The sequence below is a fragment of the Atopobium sp. oral taxon 416 genome, assembly GCF_018128285.1.
Classification (GTDB): domain Bacteria; phylum Actinomycetota; class Coriobacteriia; order Coriobacteriales; family Atopobiaceae; genus Olsenella_L.
The window spans coordinates 659,307-675,412 of the sequence record NZ_CP072380.1 but is presented as its reverse complement, the minus strand read 5'-3'; the positions used below and the strand labels follow the sequence as shown (position 1 = coordinate 675,412).

The window sequence follows — 16,106 nt, the reverse complement described above, 5'->3', positions numbered from 1 at the left end:
CTAGTCCATCTCCTTCACGTGGGACTCGATGAAGTTGATTTCCTCGTCATCTAAGCCGTACTTCGCGTAGAGCTGTTGGTCAATCTCGGAGATGGACTTCGACCAATCAATGTCTGAATTATCGGTGAAGTCCTGGAGCGGAATCGTCCTCCATACTTGCGATGGGCTGTGCTGTGTCGCCTTCTTTACACCAAGAAGAGCTCTGAAAAATTTTGTTTTGTAATAGCGTGCAAGATTACAAGCCTCACCCTCAGTCTTGAAAGGCCCAGCGTTCAGGAATGTATCCGATGATCCCGTATTGGGACCAACTACCATTGGTTCTGCGAGCGTTTCTCCGTATTTTCCTGAGTTGTTGGCTTCTGGAATCAAAAGCTTGAATCCATCTATGTACTCGTTCTCGCTGATGAACCTCTTTGCTATATAGCGATGTCCTCTTTTACCATTTATCCGGCCAAAGAACTTATAGACGTCTGTCTCAGGACCGTTCGGCTTGACTGTAAAAATTTCAGGCAACGTCTCCATTACCTTCGAGACAATTTTGATTCGATTCCCTGGTCCTAGTTGTCTCGAGACGTTCTCGTTCTTAGCGTTTTCTTGGTAAAAGAGGTCAGAGAATTTGTAGCAACGCTGCGACGCAAAGATGCTGTCAAGGCGCAACTGCCCACGTATTGCATGATTGACTTTCTTTAATATCCCGTTGAGCTCCGGGTAAATTGTGAAAGTCTCTATTGCCCCAAAATCAGAGGTGGCATCCCTCAGTGTGACTGTAATTCCACCCTTAATGTCTGTGTTGGGGAAGACCTTTGATGCGTCTGGCTCATATGACAGAACTTTCAAATGTTCGTCATTAAGCATTTTTTCATTCCACACTTTAGGCGTTTGACCAGCGTCGAAAAGAAAACGTCCAGGCGTAACAAGTTCAACTCGGTCACTCACTTGATAAGCTGAGTCCATGAATACATCGTATATTGGCGGCTTACGGTCATTGTCGTCTTTATCGCTCTGGTACGGAGGATTTCCGATTACCGCATAGAATTTCTTGTCCATGGGACGTGCCTTGCCTTTCATCGCCTGGAACTCGAGGGGCTCGTTTTTCTGCCAGTCGTATATGACGCAGAGGGGCACCGTCTCACCGGGCTCCTCTTCCTCTTCTGCCGTATCGTTGAAGGGCGATTCGTCTAGGAAATCGAAGAGTGTGGGCTGCAGGGGCTCCGGCACGGGCTCCTCGTACTCGAGGAGCGCCGACTGCACGACGGCATCCATCTTGTTGGTGGGCACCGCGCAGGTTAAGCCGTTCATCTGCCAGAAGTTCCACGACACCACCCAGGCCGCCTGGTCGAGCTCCTCGTCGGATATGCCCGCGTCCCAGCGCTCGCGCAGGTGCTCGCAGAACGTCTCGAACACGTTGATGCGCGCGATGAGCAGGTTGTCTCCCTGGCACTCGAAGCCGTAGGAGGCTTTGAGGGCGGCGAGTCCCCAGCGCGCCCATTCGTGCCGGGATTTGGTCTTTTCGCTCACCACGCGCAGCTTCCTGTCGAGAAAGCCGATGCGCTCGGCCACGGGCAGGGCGTCTCCCGTGACGGTGTCGTAGCGCGAGCACACAAAGGGAGCCTCGCCGCAGGTGATCTCCAGGCGCGGACTTGCGACGTAGGCGTGCCAGCCGTGCCCCTTTTTCCTGGGGAAGGCAACCGGCTCATGGCTGGTGCGCCAAGTGACGCCGTCTTCGGCGTTGAAGATATCCCGGACGCCGAACCAGGCGGCATCGAGGTCGTTGTTCATGCGGTTCACCAGCCACGACGGCGTGAACACCTCGGCCCGCGTTTTGGTGCGCTGCGTCTGGTGCTCCCGCTCCTTGGCGATGCGCGGTTTGATGACGCCGGATGAGAGGCCAGTGATCTTCTCGATTGTAATCTCGTCGTCTCCCATGTAGCCGTCGCCCAGGGCCTCGTACTCGTCGTCTGCCCAGATGATGTTGTGGCCGGTGGTACGGTCCCTGAGGAGGGTCTCTAAGATGCGCGTCGGGTAGCGCGAGTCGAAGCTTTCGATGAAGCCCGAGCCAGCGGTATGTAGCTCGTCTAGCACCACTGGCTACTGTCCCTTCTTTGTAAGCTCTTCGATCATGCACATGCGGATGAAGGCGCTGAAGCTGATGCCCTTGAGGGCGGCTGCCTCTGCTCCCGCTTCCTTGAGGTTTCTTGGTATGCGCATGGTGATGGTGGTCATGTCGCCGCCGACGAGTTGCTCCTGCAGCTCGGTCTCGGTGGCGCCACTGTTCACAAGCTCCGAATACTTCACCTCGTGCACCTGTCTCTTGAGTAAATACAACGTGAATACATTTATAATCTTATCATTAGAATGGAAATGTACATCCTGGGATGATGGGAGTGTTGGAGCACATTGAGAACCAGAAAATTCTCGCCGGCACTTTGGGTGTTGAATAAAGATGCTGACTTCGAACGCGAGGGGATTCAAGGGATTGCTTCCTTCAACGGAAGAGAGCTTGACCTCGCTATCCCCATGGGATGTCTTCTCGACAAAACCCCTGTCAATGGAATGGTTACATACGGTATGGACCCAATCGAGGCGCCCGTAGCCTTCGGGTTCTGCCAAACAGGTGAGCGAATCACCCTGATGGACCTATCGGCAACTGGCCCTGGATTCTCGGCACCGGGAACCGAACGGGAAGACTTGAGAGCTACCTCCGCTTTGGTATGCAAGACCAGCTTTATCTCGCCAAATCCGAACGTCCAGAGTTTGACACTGCAGGTCTCAGGTCTCTGGAACTGGGTAGGAAAGTATTTTGGTGAGTTCACGCATACATACAAAGATGGCAAATGGATAGAAACCAACGGTACTTGGCACAGCGACACTCTCGAAGAACTACCCCTGTTTACAGACAGCAATGTGAGCATATCTCTGCAGCCAGTGATAACACAAAAAGGCGGTCATCTCCCCCTGCAGGAATTCAGCATGAAGAGCGACTTGCACCTACAAATTAAGTTTACTGATCACCCAATACCCCTTGATGACGCCATGAACCAGTGGGTTTACCCTACGTGGCAAATGCTCATCTTCTGCATGGGATTCAGATGCTCAATAGATGAGATAAGAATCAAAACAAAAGATGACCAAAGCGCGCTTTACTACCTTCCCTTGATAGAAGGAGACGAGAATCCCAGCGAGGCTCAATTGGATCACATGCCTCTACCCTATAGCTTCATCTCGCAATCGCACACGAGCTTCTTGGAAAACTGGCTACACCTAGACGGCGATGCAAAACGCGCTGCAATAACCTTGATTGGCGTTCACAACAGCAATGGTATCAGTTTGCTCGACCCGATGTTCACCACGGTTTCAAGTGCCTTCGAAGCCATTTCGCGCGTAGGAGAGAGGACCCAAGACATCGCAAGCGATAGATTCCAAAGAATTAGGGTTCAGATAAAGAAGTGCCTTGAAGACGATGCGGATGCCCAATGGGTTCTCAGAAAGATCAATAACATACCTCCAGCGAGCGAATTTGCCAGCTCCCTAGTAGAAAAATTAGGTCCATTTGCCGACTACGTAATTCCTGATAAGCCGCGTTTCCTAAAAGACCTCCGCAAGAACCGCAATGCCTATGTGCACCAGACATCGGCACTTGATAAATCAAGCACGCTCTCTGACGCAGAACTCTATTCGCTTACGATGGCGATTAAGGTCCTCTGCTACGGGGCAATTATGTTGCAGCTGAGCATGACACCAGATACTATTCTCGAGCGATTTAGGACATCTTGCTTCTGCCAAACAGAAATACACTATGCAAGGAAAATGTACCTGCCTAAGCAAGAGGATTCGACCGAGTAAGAACTCAAATGCTTCTTAGCAAGCAGCCTGTTTCGTGCGTACGCGCCCGAAACAGCGCTTGTCGGCGCCTGGCTAGCCCCGGATTCCGGCAAAGCGAATCCGGGGCCGCGCCGCACCGATCCGGAGCAAGAGCCGCACATCCACGTGCGCACCGGCTACGCTCCTCCAAGCGGGGGAGGCCCCGCGCCCCTGGGATTCGCGGGCTTTCTCGCCCGCCGGGAAGATCGGAGTTGCATGGAGCGCTACACGCGGAGAATCTACGTGCGGGTCACCGACGCCGACCTCGCCCGTGCCAAGGCGCTCGCCGAGGGAACGGAACTCTCGGTATCCGACCTCGTCCGGCTGCTCCTGCAGCTTCCCGCCGGCGATGCCGCAGCGCAGCGCGCCGTCGTGCTCGACCTCGCGACCGCCAACAGGCTCTACCGCGAGCTCAACCACTGGGGCTACCAGCGCAACCAAGCCGCGCACGCGCTCAACCGCATCGCCTACTACCTCAGGCGCAACGACATGGACGCCGCCGACGTGCTCGACGCACTGGCGCAAACGAAAGATGCCCTCGACACCGTCCGCCGCGCGACCGGCCCGCTTGCCTCCAGCGTGCGCTCTGTCGCAGAGTCGCGGATCCTCTTCCTCTAGGGGCCGCGTTGCCGATCCTGAAGCCCATATCCGGCCACACCTCCTGCGCCGGCGTCTACAGGTACCTCACCAAGAACGGTAGGGCGCTTGCGCGCGACTTCCTCAACATCGACGCGCCGGAGGAAGAAGGCTTCGACTGGGCGGCCGTCATGGACGAGACCCGCCATGCCTACCGCAACGACACGCCCTGGGGCGACAGGCCCGCGCGGACCTACAAGCACTACGTCATCTCGCCCGATCCCGGCGACGCCGTCTCCCTCGAGGGGCTGCGCGACCTCGCCATCGCGTGGGCCAGGGAGAACTTCAGCGACTACGAGGTGGCCATCGTCTACCACGATGACAACGCTGGCCGCATCCCGCACGCGCACGTCGTCGTCAACAACACCAACCTCGCGACCGGAAGAAGACTACAGGACTGAGCCCTGTCAATATAATGGACAGAGGAATCTCAGATTTTTTATGCGGTCTGCATCACCTCCGGATCGTATGCAAGGCCTCTCTCGAAGCGCTCGAAGAACTCCTGCATCACCTCTGCCAGCACGCGATCTCCTATGGACTTATGCGGGTGGAAGCGGTTGTAGTATGACTCGATAAACTCGTGTGCCTTGTGCTTGGTCGTGGATGCGTCTAAGAGGCGCTTATGGTAGTACCACACGTTCTTGAGCGTGGCGAAAAGCGATTCGGCGACCGCGTTGTCGTGGCAGCTTCCGGTTCTCCCCACGGAGAGCCTCACGTCGGGTACGGCTGAGCAGGCGGCGAACTCTGAGCTTATGTACTGGCTGCCACGGTCGCTGTGGAATATGGCCCCTCTGGCCACGTATCCGCGCGAATATGCCATCTCAAGGGCAAAGACGACAAGGCCTGCCCTCATGTTGTCCTGTATGCTTCAGCCCACCACCATGTGTGTGTACAGATCGTGTGCGACGGCGAGATATATAAAGCCTGCCGTGGTCCTGCGATAGGTTGTATCACCCACGAGCTTGGCTGTCGGCACAAGACACGAAAAGCCGCGCCGGGTGAGGGCAGGGCGCTCGGGGGTATCAGGTGCGGGCAGTATCGTTCTCTTGGAGGCATTGGATCAGATGCCGCAGATGCCAAGCTTAGCCATGCACCTGCGCACGCGGTAGCGGGTCGTGCCTGTAAATTCTGCGTAACTTTGGATCTCCTGTGAGCTTGGTCCAGACCTAGCAGGAGCTAAAGCGCCTGTCGCTTTCCTCCCATATCGTGCAGATGGCTTCCTTGATAGGACCCCACGGATCCTCGCCACCGCCTTTGGCCTTGAGCCATCTGTAGAAGTGAGCCCTGCTCACCTCCAGTACGCGCGCCATCATCGAGACGCTGTAGGTTGCCCTCTTCTCCAGCATGAGCTAAAACCTGTCCTTCAACAGAGGCTTCCGGCGAAGAAGGCTGCCTCTTTTTTAGGAACTTATTCTCGCTTTCGAGCTCGTGCATGCGCCTGTTGGCCCTGTCGAGCTGCTTGTGCTCGTCGATCCTTTCCTGGGTCACCCTTTTGGTCTTTGAGTGCTTGATGATCCAGTCGTTTAAGGTCTTGTCGTGGGCCTCAAGCTTCGCGGCGCATCCTTTGATGCTCTTCTTCGGGTTGGCCTTACGTGCCTTCCTGTAGTAGTCGATAGCCTTAAGGCAATACTTCTTCAGTGTAGTGTTTGGGTGTTTCCGGCTTCGTGCGGGACTTTGCCTTCTCTATCTCGCTTGCGCTTAGCGACATCTCATCTCTTCAATCTGCTGGCGGTGCTGGGTGGGTATCTGGACAGAGCATATCTGCTGCTAGTCCCTGAATCCCACTGTCCACCAAAAGATTACAGCTCACCTGCCTTCCGACCGCACGGCGTCGTGCCGGTCGCGGCTTGGAGCGTCTATGTCGCCGCAGCCTCCCGGTCGGATGGCAGGAAGGTAGCGACTTGCAGGGGTCCCGTGCGGATTCCACCTTCGATTCGAGGGTTCCCGCTCGGAGTCAGAGTGACCAGGCTCGGCCACGGGCTTTTCGTCTTGCTCCGCTGAAGGCCCCTGGCGCGCGCCCTGGGTGCCGCTTCACGGCGGTTCGACGTGCGTCTGGGAGCCCCCGTGCGAGGGTGCTCGAGAAAATTCTATCCGAGGGGCGGATCTCCCGTTTCCTTGAGCTCCACGAGCGCCCAGATGTCGCGGCAGATGCAGTAGCGCGCGACGTGGCCGTAGTTCGAGCGGTCCGGATGGCGGTAGCCTTCGGCATTAGTCCTGATCACGGGTGCGATGATTCCCTTGTCACGCAGCTCCGTCATGCCACGCGCCACCTGGTACTTCGTGAGTCCCGTACGCGCGCAGACCTCGTTGCTCGACATGACGCCTATCCTGCCGTCGGAAAAGATCGCATGGCAGAGCGCCGCCATGACCGCCCAGCCGTTCCTGCCGACCTGCCGCGCGACGAGGACGCCCACGAGGGCATCGGGCAGGATCGTGAAGCTCTGCTTGGCGTACAGGGCGAAGGTGCTTTCCTTCCTCGCCCCACTTAGCCCTCGTCTACCGACTTGCATACCACGGCCTGGTCCGCGAATTGCCGCCTCACGAACTCATCGCATGCGCCGCTGCTCGTGCGCCAGGCCTTTCGGATCCTAAATGCGCGCAACTCGCCACTATTGACCAGCCTGAGCACTGTGGAAAGGGAGGCGTTCAGGTACTCCGCCGCCTGCGCGAGGGTGAAAATCTCCCCCTCTGGGCTTGTCCTTGCTTCGCTCTTCTCCTCCATGGGAATCCTCCCGCCTCCGTTGCTTCTGATTCGTCTCTAGTGGGCACGCTATATCAGAAGGCGATCGTTGGGCGGAAGTCACCGCAAGTTCGAGTGAGAGCGCTTTGATGCGGCGTGATGAGGGTTTGGCCACCTGTTGAAAACTCGGGCGGTTTGAGCCCTTCTCGGGCCATTCTTTTTAAAAATTCAAAGAGAAGTTCAAGACGGTTGCGCCAGGGCGCAAATTCACCCTTAGTTGCTTGCGCTGGAGCGCAAAAGAGGTTTCTCTGGGCCGCAACCATATTTGCGCCGGCGCGCATGTTAACAACTGCTGCTTGCGCCACACCGCAACCAGAGGGCGGTTTTCGCGGCGTTTTTGGCTACCCGCGAAAAGTTTTTGGCGGTAAAATGTCGGTCACGTTGGTGGTCACATGGTGGTCAAAGAAAACCCGACCTGTTTTCGCAGGTCAGGGCTGTAATTTTGGTCGCGGGGGCTGGATTTGAACCAACGACCTCCGGGTTATGAGGGCGTCAGAGGCCGTTTCACCGTAAATCTTGCCAATCCACAGCACAGCCGATATGCGTCTGACCTGTAGTTTCTCTAATTTCATGCGCCACGGGGAGGGTTCGGGCACCATAGAGCCCTCCACGGTGCGCGGCCACCACGCCGAGACGCGCATCATCTGCCGCCACCTCGGCAACATGAAGCTCGCCGAGCTCTCCATACCGGACGTCTCCGGATGGATACACGACACGACCGCCGTCGGCTACGTGCTCAAAAGCTGCTCGAAGGCCTTCCGCCTGCTCAAGTGAGCCATGGCGCAGAACCTCAGTTCAAGACCACCGCGACTTCTGCAAGCCGCTCAAACGCGTGAAGACGCCGATAGACGCCCTCTCGCGCGAGGAGCGCACGCGAATGCTGCGCCTCGTCATGGAGGCGGAGCTCCAGCCCTTTGACTTTGCGGTGGAGATAGCCCTCACCACGGTCATGCGGCGCGGCGAGGCCTGTGCCCCCAGGTGGTCCGACCTCTCCGACGGCGGCACTATAGCCGTGAGCCACGCCCTGGGAAACGGCGGCGGCTTCTACGTGAAAGAACCCAAGATCCAGAGCTCGGCGCCCACGATTCCGCTCGCGAAGCACACCTTTCAGGCCCTCAGGCGCATGCGCGCCGAGTCGCGGGCGCAGATGGCTGAGTTCGGCCTCAAGTGCGACCCCTGATCCTGGAGACGCAGGAGCCGGAGAGCCACCCCCTACAACCCCACGCGGCCGGGCAAGGACCCCTTCCGTGCATCGCTGCACATTGTCAGGCTTTCGCAAAGTCAGGTGCAAATGTGTCTAGAAACTGGCAGCCACATTACTTGTACAAAGACGAAGCGAAACTGATTCAGACTAAACGGGGCGTTAATGATCGAAGAATGGACGTGAAATAAAATACAAGGTCGGCGAAGCCATCAAAAAGTGATGCAGTGCCATAAAAATCTTGAAATGCAACTGGTTTTTGATTGCAGAGATATGGAGCACAATAGAAATGTAAGCGTTACTCTAAACTCTAAATAACCGCTCTACGATATCGCACTATTGAATGTTATACTGTATTGAACCGCCTTGAAGGTAGCGCGTAAACCAGAAGTTGGATACCTGGAGGCATTACATGGTTGGATCAGAAGCACAGCGAGCCCACTACAAAGAGGCGTCACCCGTCGCTACCGTGGAACGACTTCATACTATTTTAGCAGAGAACAACATTCCCGTTACGGAGTCGTGGCAGGAGACCAGTTCAATCAAAACCAACGCGTTGCGTGTGGAGTTCAAGGGTACTGGCCTAGGTGCTAATGGCAAGGGAGTCTCAAAGGAATTCGCTCGTGCAAGCGGCTACGCAGAGCTGTTCGAGCGGTATCAAAACGATATGATGGGTCCACGTGTGACTTATGGTGACAAACTTCCTTTCTTATATGCAGCGGATGAACGCATCATGTCTTCAAAGGAGATTGCCTCACAGGACAATGCCTTTATACTATGTATTTCAGCCAACGAGGAATAGACGGCTCTTCTGTATCAAAGAAGGCGCAAGCATTCCGCAATCTCCAGAAGGTCGACAGCATGGTCTATGGCTTAGAGGGTTCGTACGTCACTCTTCCCTTCTACAGTATGCGGAACCATAAGGTTGTTTACCTGCCCAAGAGCACCTACAACGTATACTACGGAAGTAACGGGATGTGCGCAGGCAACACGAGCGCCGAAGCGATTGTTCAAGGTATATCCGAGATTTTGGAACGTGTTGTGCAGACCAATCTCTTTGTCAACATGCCATCACTTCCAGATGTTCCACGAGCCTATATCAAACGATTCCCCGAGATTGATGAAAGGCTCTCCTTAGCTGAGAATAACAAGGATTATCGTGTATCAATGAAGCTCTGTTCACGGAAATACCCGGTAGCCGGCCTTGTCGTTACCGAACTTAATACAGGAAGATTTGGCATTAAGCTTGGCTGTCACCCCGACTTTGGCATTGCCATGGAACGTTGTATGACTGAGGCTACCCAGGGCCAAGACTTCTTCGATTACACCGATCGATCGACTCTCGACTTCTCGAACGAGAATGTGAGGAGTTCTCTCAATATCTACAACAGCTTCAAGTTTGGTATGGGAAAGTATCCCTACCAGCTCTTCAGGCGATGTCCCTCCTTCGAGTTCGATGAACCTGTGGATGTATCAAGATTGTCCAATGAGAAACAGGCGCGTCATATGATTGATAGTCTACTAGCACAGGGTTGGGATGTACTTATCCGCGATGTCTCGTACTTCGGCTTCCCCTCCTATCATATCATTATCCCTGGCCTATCTGAGATGCAGAAGGTAACGGATGCCCAGTTCAGGGCAACAAACACACGTTATTTCGTGGCAAATTTGCTTAACAATAAGCCTGAAGAAATTCATGGTAGAAATGCAGATTACGTCATCGGTGTTATGAACTACTTTTTGGGCAATGCATTTGAGAACACCATGGCATCTTATTACGGTATCGCCCGGGAAGAAGATCTTCCCGCCGAAAGTATCAATGGCGGCTGTATGTACATGATTGCTATGTGCCATCTATCTAAATGCGAGTATAAAAAGTCTGTACCATCACTTAAAGTAGTAGTGAAACACGCAGACAAACTAGACTCTCCAGACGCACCATGGTATCGCGCTGTTCTGAAATATGCCGAAGCGATGGGAGCTATGGGTGACCATGATGAAGTCATCGGATACCTTAGAATGTTTTTTACCTCAGACATCTGCGATCGACTTGATAGGGTCTTTGTAAATCCGGCCCAAATCGTGATGAAGCAATACCCTGGCGTAGTACGTGATGGCGAAACGCCTTACGAACGCTATCGGGACATCTATGACCGCATCTCCAATATCTTCTACACGCTCAAGCAAACAGAGATCAGTGCTGACATATCCCAGCGAGATCCCCTCGCTTAACTATGGCAATGAGTCCTACTTCTCTGCGATTGGGGATGGGACTTAAAGATGCGGATATAAAGGAGGGAGGAGACAATGGAGAAGAAGTATGGCTTGATGCTCCAGGAGGAACTCGATAATGCGACTATCCTGGGCGAAGAGATTTGCGAGACCTACGAGGAAGCGACAAGTGCGTCTGCGGGTGCCGCTGCTATTGGCTGCGCCGTAGCAGCTTCCTTCGCAGCGTAACGCCCCTACCCCTGGCAGCCGTTACACTGCCAGGGGTGTATCGTGGGTCCAGTGTGTTTGGGCGGCCACGCTGGCCTGCCTATTCATCACCATCCATCATCTCATTCCTTCAGATAGCAACCACATCAGGAGGCATCGTGGACGATCCCAGAACTACAGAGGACGTTATAGAGCTCGGCAACGTGAGGAAGGCGTTCGGCAGCCATGTCGTGTTGGATGACATCTCGCTGGGGGTACAGCACGGGGAGATACTCGGGCTCCTTGGGCCTTCGGGCGCCGGCAAGACGACCCTCATCAAGATCATGCTCGGGCTTCTCGCCCCCGATGCCGGAGAGGTCTCCGTCTTCTCACACCCACCCCGGGCGTTTTCTTCGGATGCCAGCAAGAGGATTGGCGTCGTTCTGGATGATCCTTGCCTCTACGAGCGCCTTACCTGTACGGAAAACCTCAAGGTGTTCCTCAAGGCACGCGGGATCAAAGACATGGGATGCGCAGACAAGATTCTGAAGCGCGTGGGCCTGGACAAGAGCCGCTCGGTCTGTGCGCAGGACCTCTCCAAGGGCATGCGGCAGCGCCTGAGCCTTGCGCGGGCGCTCATGCATGATCCCGAACTCCTCTTCCTGGATGAACCTACAAGCGGTCTTGACCCTGGCACCGCAGAGGATATCCACGCACTGCTCCTCAAGCGGCGGGCCACCGGCGTGACGATCTTTCTTACCACCCACAACATGGAGGAGGCTACAAAAATCTGTGACAGGGTCATCCTCCTCAATGAGGGCAGGATCGTCGAGGCAGGAGCCCCACGCGAGATATGCGCGCGCCATAGCAAGGAGCACTGCGTCACAGTGATTCAAGGCAAACGGAGCTTCAGGTTCTCAGACATCAATAAAGATGCGGACAAGATATGCGCTATCCTGAAGGCAGGCAACGTCACCTCGATTTCGACCGAGAGCCCAAACCTCGAGGCCGTCTTTCTGCAGCTGACGGGAAGGGAGCTGGAATGAGCGGAACACGGCCGGGCAGTGGCCCAAATGGAGTGGACGCCGTCTTTTACAAGCAGGTGGTCGACTCGCTACGCAACAAATCAGCGCTCATGATGTTTCTCATGTTCCCGCTGGTTGCCCTTATCTTCAAGAACGCCATGACCGAGACCCAGCTTGCAAGTGCCCTGCCCATGTTCATGACGATGCATGTACTGATCGTGCCCATCATCTACACCTCAAGCGTTGTCGCAGAGGAGAAGGAGGCAGGCACGCTGCGCATGCTCACGATGTCCGGCGTGGGGCCGCTTTCCTACCTGTGTGGTGTTGCCGGCACCATCGGCGTGGCGTCAATCCTCTCGTCGCTGCTCTTCCTCCCCTGCATCGACGGACTCAATGCGGGCATGGTGGAGAGATTCCTCATGACGAATGCGGCGTGTGTGGCGTGCTCCCTGCTCATTGGCCTTGCCATAGCGCTCGTGGCCAAGCGGCAGGTCAATGCGGCGCCCATCTCAGCTCCCGTTTCGATGGCGCTGGGTATGCTCCCCATGCTGTCATCGCTGAACGACAGGCTTGAAGCCTTTGCACGCTGGACCTACACCCAGCCAGCGTATGAGCAGTTCTCCGACCTCGCCAGCACCACCATGACCTCCCGGGAGGCCATGGTGGTCGCCGTCAACGCGATGGCACTCGTCGTGCTGTTCCTCGTGCTCTTCCGTATGCGGCGACTAACCGATTAGACACAAGGAGGGACTCCGTGGGGTCTGGGGAGAGACAGGTTAACCTTCATATCCCCCGCATTGCGGGAATGTCCGCACTTTTGGCCTCTATCGTAGGCTGGGTTCTTTTTTTGTGCTCGTACCCACAACTCCGTGGACAGAGCTTGCATATGGCTTCGTCGCAACCGTGCGGAAGTTGGGGCCTGTCGTCGCAGTGGTCTTGTGCATTCCCCTGGTGCTACTTAGTGTCATCATACATGAACTCTTTCATGCTGCTGCAGCTAAGCTCGCAGGAGCAGAACACATTGAACTGATCGTTTCGCTCGACCGTATCGGCCATCCCATCTCAGTAAGAACACCACCCCTGCGACGTGGGGGATGGGAGCGTGTCTTCTTTTACTTCGCGGGTCCTAGCGCGAATGTCATGCTACTTTGTATTGCCATCTTAGTAATGGAAAGTCTAGCGGACATCTACGCTCTAGTACACAGCGAGCTTCTAATGGCTGTCATCCGACTTATCTGTGGGGAGACAGCAGCGGTGAATTTCGGACTCGCCCTCGTCAACCTGCTACCTACAGGATATTCGGATGGGCAACACTTGCAAAAGTCCCTTCGTGACGCCATATGTACATGTCGTGCTTCTCAGGGAATACATAAATTGAAATAATTTTAGGCTACCTATAAATTTCCGATGGCAACCTTGGGTAAAGTGTCCTCCATTGTTCTTCTTACCGTGGCTAAAGGTCCTATCGCCGGGCTGACGTTTACTCCAGCGATGCATCGATAGACGCCCGAAGGAAGCATACACCCAGCCCAATCCCCACAAGCACCGATATGATAACGGTACTATTGATGCCGTTCATGCCAAAGCTTGTCTCAAGCGGCACCATCGATACCAGACAGACAACAAAGGCACCAGCGTTCATTATAAGAACCCCACGCATGCAACGGGCAATGACCAGAGAATCGGTAAGGAACCAGACAAGGGCAATCTCACCTGTGCTCACCATCACCAAAGGGAAGAGGTAGGTGTATTCCTCGATGCTCGTACCATAGACAAACCGGAGAAGGAGCGCTCCTACAAACGAGAGCACCACAATCATTGCAACAACCACTACCACAATAAGCGCAAAAACCCTGAGGTAATACTGACGCTCGACATATACGCAGGCTTTGATTCGGAGGCCAAGCACGCCGCCGTGGGCAAGGCGGACGAGAGCTTCGGCATTGACATGAGCTCGACGGCGCTCTGGGGACCGCAGGCTGCATAGCCAGTCGCCGAGCCGGAGGGCCCCACGTTCACCGTTAGGCAGCTTGAGGCCATGCTCGCCGAAGCCAAGTGGAGGGAAGCCGACCATGAGAGCGCTTAGAGCACTGCTGCAGTTGCTGAAGGCCGTCGCGCGCATAGCGCTCAAGTTCATGCAACCAGGCTTCTGCTCGAACCTACTTGAACCTGCTCGAACCCGAGGTTCGACCTCCGTGGGCTACCGGACCTGCGGGCCCCTCGGGCGGGCCGTTTTTACTCTAACCCACTATGCCCTTCTGGTAATAGCCCTGCGCCTGCCCTTACCTGCGAAACGCCCGGAAGCTATGACCGAGCTCTGCCCTACTATGCCCTGTAGAGGTCATAGTACTGGGATGGGTCCGTCGGACTCGTGCCGTGCCAGCCGAGGATACCCTTCTTCGAGAGCGACTTCAGCGCCGCGCGTGCCACCCTTGGCGCTACGACCCAGATGGCCGACCAGCTCCTTGACCGTCACCCTTCCCCTCCCGTACACGTACTGGAGGGCGGCACGCTCGTACTCGCCCAGGACGCCGACCACGTCCTCGCCGAGGTCACTCGCAATCGAATCGCCCCGGCGCAGGACGCGCGAAGTCGCACTGTTCTCGAGCGTAAGCCGCACCGAGGCGCCGTTTGGCTCCGAGAAGGTGGGCTCCCTCAGGAAGAAGCTCGCCATCTCATCGTAAATGCGCTGCACGCCCTCGTTGAGCTCCCTGACCCAGCCGAACTCCACCAGGGTGCGCACGATCGTGGGATTGCGCGACCGGCGGGTATACTTCATGTTCTCGAGCGTCACGATGTTGGGGAGCTTGCCCGGGCTCGTTATCTCGAGGCGGTCGTCGTACATCATCACGCGGATATGGTCGCCACTCATCGCGTAGTCGCGGTGCGTGACCGCGTTCACGAGCCCCTCAAACCAGGCGAACTCCGGGTACTCCGGTATGACCTTGAACCTGTCGTCGGCCCCGAGGTACTGGAACTCCCTCAGCTGGCTCGAGATGAACTCCTTCGCACCCTCGATCGTCTTGGGGAGCGGCCCGTCGAAGGTCCGATCCTTTACGATGTTGAGCCTGCGACCCGTCTCCATCTTGCTGCCGTCGAGGCGGATGACGCGCACCCGAGCCCATGGCATGAACCTGGCGGGGTTCTCCGAGAAGAGGAGTACCCCCGCGTTGGTGAGGTGACCATCCTGGAGGAAGCCGCAGCTCCGAAGGACCAGCTCGTCGCTCGCCTCCGTGCCAAGCTCGGTCTTGTAGCGAGACATCACCTCGGGGTCCACGTCCCCCATCGAGGAGCGCTCCTGCACCTCGTCCTCGTAGCGGCGTTGGTTCTTGTCGTACTCGAGCGCCAGCACCGGATCGCGCTCGAGCTCGACGCTGCTGTCCTTCTGGCGCAGGAAGACCGCCCTGTCGCTGCGCCTGGAGATGACATGGCCCGATGAGGGACCTATCTCAAGCACGAGGATACAGTCTTCTTCTCCTCGCAAGTTGGTCACGGGAATGCGCACGGGGTAGACCTCGGGTGCGGGCTCGCACCCCACGAGCGCAGCCCGATCGAACTCCTCGATGCCGCGCGCCGTCTCTCTTGAACCCAGTAACCCTGCCGTCTCCTTACCCACGGCCTCCGATATCTCGCGCACGGTGTCGGTTGACTTGCCGCCCAAAAAGACCGTGGTGTCGCAGCAGTCCACGATGGTCGCGGCGTCGTCCTTGTAGCGGCTCTTGAGCTGCGACATCGACTGCAGGTAGACGGTCATGGAGACGTTGCGGCTCCTGACGACAGCGATGGTCCTCTCGATGTCCGGGAGCCGCCCGATGTTTGCGAACTCGTCGAGCAGGAAGCTCACGTGGGTGGGAAGCGCCCCGCCGTAGCGTGAGAGCGCCCGGCGGCAGAGGACGTTCACCGCCTGCCACATCATGATCGCGAGGAGGAACGAGCAGAGCCCGCTCGTGTCGCTCACGATGGCGAAGATGGCGCGGCGGCAGTCCGCGTCGCCGAGCTTGTCGAGCTCCATCTCGTCGTAGGAGACGAGCTCGCGCACCTGGGGTATCGCGAAGGGCTCCATGCGCGTGTTGCAGGAGACCAGGATGGACTTGGCGGTGCGCCCCGCCGCGTCCTTGAACATCTTGTAGTGCAGAAGGCAGAAGTCGTCCTCCACGGCGACGGGCTCTGCCACCCTGACCCACCTGAAGCGCGCGCTTCCCGCGCTCGCCGTCCGCGAGAGCGG

20 protein-coding genes are annotated in these 16,106 nt (G+C 56.4%); 11 read left to right on the top strand and 9 right to left on the bottom strand.

The features are described 5' to 3' along the window. Window positions 1–2,082: an Eco57I restriction-modification methylase domain-containing protein gene (locus tag J4859_RS03645; protein WP_212332924.1), complete on the bottom strand. Its 2,082-nt coding sequence runs from the start codon at window positions 2,080–2,082 to the stop codon at window positions 1–3. Between the two features lie 6 nt (window positions 2,083–2,088). After that, window positions 2,089–2,295: a BrnA antitoxin family protein gene (locus J4859_RS03640; protein ID WP_249113745.1), complete on the bottom strand. Its 207-nt coding sequence runs from the start codon at window positions 2,293–2,295 to the stop codon at window positions 2,089–2,091. 102 nt (window positions 2,296–2,397) lie between these two features. Between J4859_RS03640 and J4859_RS03635 the strand changes: the two genes are divergently transcribed. From J4859_RS03635 to J4859_RS03625, 3 genes are all read left to right on the top strand, one after another. Then, window positions 2,398–3,843, top strand: a complete 1,446-nt coding sequence (locus tag J4859_RS03635) for a HEPN domain-containing protein (protein ID WP_212332920.1) — start codon at window positions 2,398–2,400, stop codon at window positions 3,841–3,843. Window positions 3,844–4,077: 234 nt separating this feature from the next. Further along, window positions 4,078–4,479 carry a hypothetical protein gene (locus tag J4859_RS03630; RefSeq protein WP_212332918.1) on the top strand — a complete coding sequence of 134 codons (402 nt, stop codon included), beginning with the start codon at window positions 4,078–4,080 and terminating at the stop codon, window positions 4,477–4,479. Window positions 4,480–4,487: 8 nt separating this feature from the next. After that, a complete protein-coding gene (locus J4859_RS03625) occupies window positions 4,488–4,898 on the top strand; it encodes a relaxase/mobilization nuclease domain-containing protein (protein WP_212332916.1) in 411 nt (136 codons plus the stop codon). A 38-nt stretch (window positions 4,899–4,936) separates the two neighbouring features. Here the strand turns inward: J4859_RS03625 and J4859_RS03620 are convergent, their stop codons facing one another. The 5 genes from J4859_RS03620 to J4859_RS03600 all read right to left on the bottom strand — a co-directional run bounded on the left by J4859_RS03620 (window position 4,937) and on the right by J4859_RS03600 (window position 7,542). Then, the gene (locus tag J4859_RS03620; RefSeq protein WP_212332909.1) at window positions 4,937–5,350 is read right to left on the bottom strand and encodes an integrase core domain-containing protein; all 414 of its coding nucleotides are present in this window, start codon (window positions 5,348–5,350) and stop codon (window positions 4,937–4,939) included. Between the two features lie 313 nt (window positions 5,351–5,663). Then, window positions 5,664–5,843, bottom strand: a complete 180-nt coding sequence (locus J4859_RS03615; RefSeq protein ID WP_212332908.1) for a helix-turn-helix domain-containing protein — start codon at window positions 5,841–5,843, stop codon at window positions 5,664–5,666. 741 nt (window positions 5,844–6,584) lie between these two features. Then, entirely contained in the window at window positions 6,585–7,007 is a 423-nt protein-coding gene (locus tag J4859_RS03610; RefSeq protein WP_212329970.1) for a hypothetical protein, read from the bottom strand. Further along, window positions 6,983–7,219 carry a helix-turn-helix domain-containing protein gene (locus J4859_RS03605; RefSeq protein ID WP_212332907.1) on the bottom strand — a complete coding sequence of 79 codons (237 nt, stop codon included), beginning with the start codon at window positions 7,217–7,219 and terminating at the stop codon, window positions 6,983–6,985. The genes J4859_RS03610 and J4859_RS03605 overlap by 25 nt, the downstream gene beginning before the upstream one ends. Before the next feature lie 53 nt (window positions 7,220–7,272). Beyond that, on the bottom strand, window positions 7,273–7,542 hold the full coding sequence (locus J4859_RS03600) for a hypothetical protein (RefSeq protein ID WP_212332906.1): 270 nt from the start codon (window positions 7,540–7,542) through the stop codon (window positions 7,273–7,275). 211 nt (window positions 7,543–7,753) lie between these two features. Between J4859_RS03600 and J4859_RS03595 the strand changes: the two genes are divergently transcribed. From J4859_RS03595 to J4859_RS17455, 8 genes are all read left to right on the top strand, one after another. Further along, entirely contained in the window at window positions 7,754–8,011 is a 258-nt protein-coding gene (locus J4859_RS03595; RefSeq protein ID WP_212329966.1) for a hypothetical protein, read from the top strand. A gap of 58 nt (window positions 8,012–8,069) precedes the next feature. Next, the gene (locus tag J4859_RS03590; RefSeq protein WP_130810717.1) at window positions 8,070–8,417 is read left to right on the top strand and encodes a hypothetical protein; all 348 of its coding nucleotides are present in this window, start codon (window positions 8,070–8,072) and stop codon (window positions 8,415–8,417) included. Window positions 8,418–8,850: 433 nt separating this feature from the next. Continuing rightward, window positions 8,851–9,240, top strand: coding sequence for a hypothetical protein (locus tag J4859_RS03585; RefSeq protein WP_212332905.1), 390 nt, complete (start codon window positions 8,851–8,853; stop codon window positions 9,238–9,240). Continuing rightward, window positions 9,216–10,670: a YcaO-like family protein gene (locus tag J4859_RS03580; protein ID WP_212332904.1), complete on the top strand. Its 1,455-nt coding sequence runs from the start codon at window positions 9,216–9,218 to the stop codon at window positions 10,668–10,670. The genes J4859_RS03585 and J4859_RS03580 overlap by 25 nt, the downstream gene beginning before the upstream one ends. Before the next feature lie 75 nt (window positions 10,671–10,745). Then, window positions 10,746–10,898, top strand: a complete 153-nt coding sequence (locus J4859_RS03575) for a hypothetical protein (RefSeq protein WP_165443489.1) — start codon at window positions 10,746–10,748, stop codon at window positions 10,896–10,898. Between the two features lie 137 nt (window positions 10,899–11,035). Further along, entirely contained in the window at window positions 11,036–11,902 is an 867-nt protein-coding gene (locus J4859_RS03570) for an ABC transporter ATP-binding protein (RefSeq protein ID WP_212329962.1), read from the top strand. Beyond that, window positions 11,899–12,618 carry an ABC transporter permease gene (locus tag J4859_RS03565; protein ID WP_165443491.1) on the top strand — a complete coding sequence of 240 codons (720 nt, stop codon included), beginning with the start codon at window positions 11,899–11,901 and terminating at the stop codon, window positions 12,616–12,618. Before J4859_RS03570 ends, J4859_RS03565 begins: the two co-directional genes overlap by 4 nt. A gap of 112 nt (window positions 12,619–12,730) precedes the next feature. Further along, a complete protein-coding gene (locus J4859_RS17455; protein WP_371812167.1) occupies window positions 12,731–13,264 on the top strand; it encodes a M50 family metallopeptidase in 534 nt (177 codons plus the stop codon). 97 nt (window positions 13,265–13,361) lie between these two features. Here the strand turns inward: J4859_RS17455 and J4859_RS03555 are convergent, their stop codons facing one another. Further along, window positions 13,362–14,018: a hypothetical protein gene (locus J4859_RS03555; RefSeq protein WP_212332901.1), complete on the bottom strand. Its 657-nt coding sequence runs from the start codon at window positions 14,016–14,018 to the stop codon at window positions 13,362–13,364. A 204-nt stretch (window positions 14,019–14,222) separates the two neighbouring features. Beyond that, on the bottom strand, window positions 14,223–16,055 hold the full coding sequence (locus J4859_RS15990; protein WP_249113744.1) for a TraM recognition domain-containing protein: 1,833 nt from the start codon (window positions 16,053–16,055) through the stop codon (window positions 14,223–14,225). Window positions 16,056–16,106: the final 51 nt, after the last annotated feature.

Coding starts and splice junctions, on each gene's coding strand:
- J4859_RS03585 (WP_212332905.1), top strand. CDS start 8,851: ATGGTTGGATCAGAAGCACAGCGAGCCCACTACAAAGAGGCGTCACCC.
- J4859_RS03605 (WP_212332907.1), bottom strand. CDS start 7,219: ATGGAGGAGAAGAGCGAAGCAAGGACAAGCCCAGAGGGGGAGATTTTC.
- J4859_RS03555 (WP_212332901.1), bottom strand. CDS start 14,018: ATGAACTTGAGCGCTATGCGCGCGACGGCCTTCAGCAACTGCAGCAGT.
- J4859_RS03620 (WP_212332909.1), bottom strand. CDS start 5,350: ATGAGGGCAGGCCTTGTCGTCTTTGCCCTTGAGATGGCATATTCGCGC.
- J4859_RS03630 (WP_212332918.1), top strand. CDS start 4,078: ATGGAGCGCTACACGCGGAGAATCTACGTGCGGGTCACCGACGCCGAC.
- J4859_RS03575 (WP_165443489.1), top strand. CDS start 10,746: ATGGAGAAGAAGTATGGCTTGATGCTCCAGGAGGAACTCGATAATGCG.
- J4859_RS03610 (WP_212329970.1), bottom strand. CDS start 7,007: ATGCAAGTCGGTAGACGAGGGCTAAGTGGGGCGAGGAAGGAAAGCACC.
- J4859_RS03615 (WP_212332908.1), bottom strand. CDS start 5,843: ATGCTGGAGAAGAGGGCAACCTACAGCGTCTCGATGATGGCGCGCGTA.
- J4859_RS03565 (WP_165443491.1), top strand. CDS start 11,899: ATGAGCGGAACACGGCCGGGCAGTGGCCCAAATGGAGTGGACGCCGTC.
- J4859_RS03580 (WP_212332904.1), top strand. CDS start 9,216: ATGTATTTCAGCCAACGAGGAATAGACGGCTCTTCTGTATCAAAGAAG.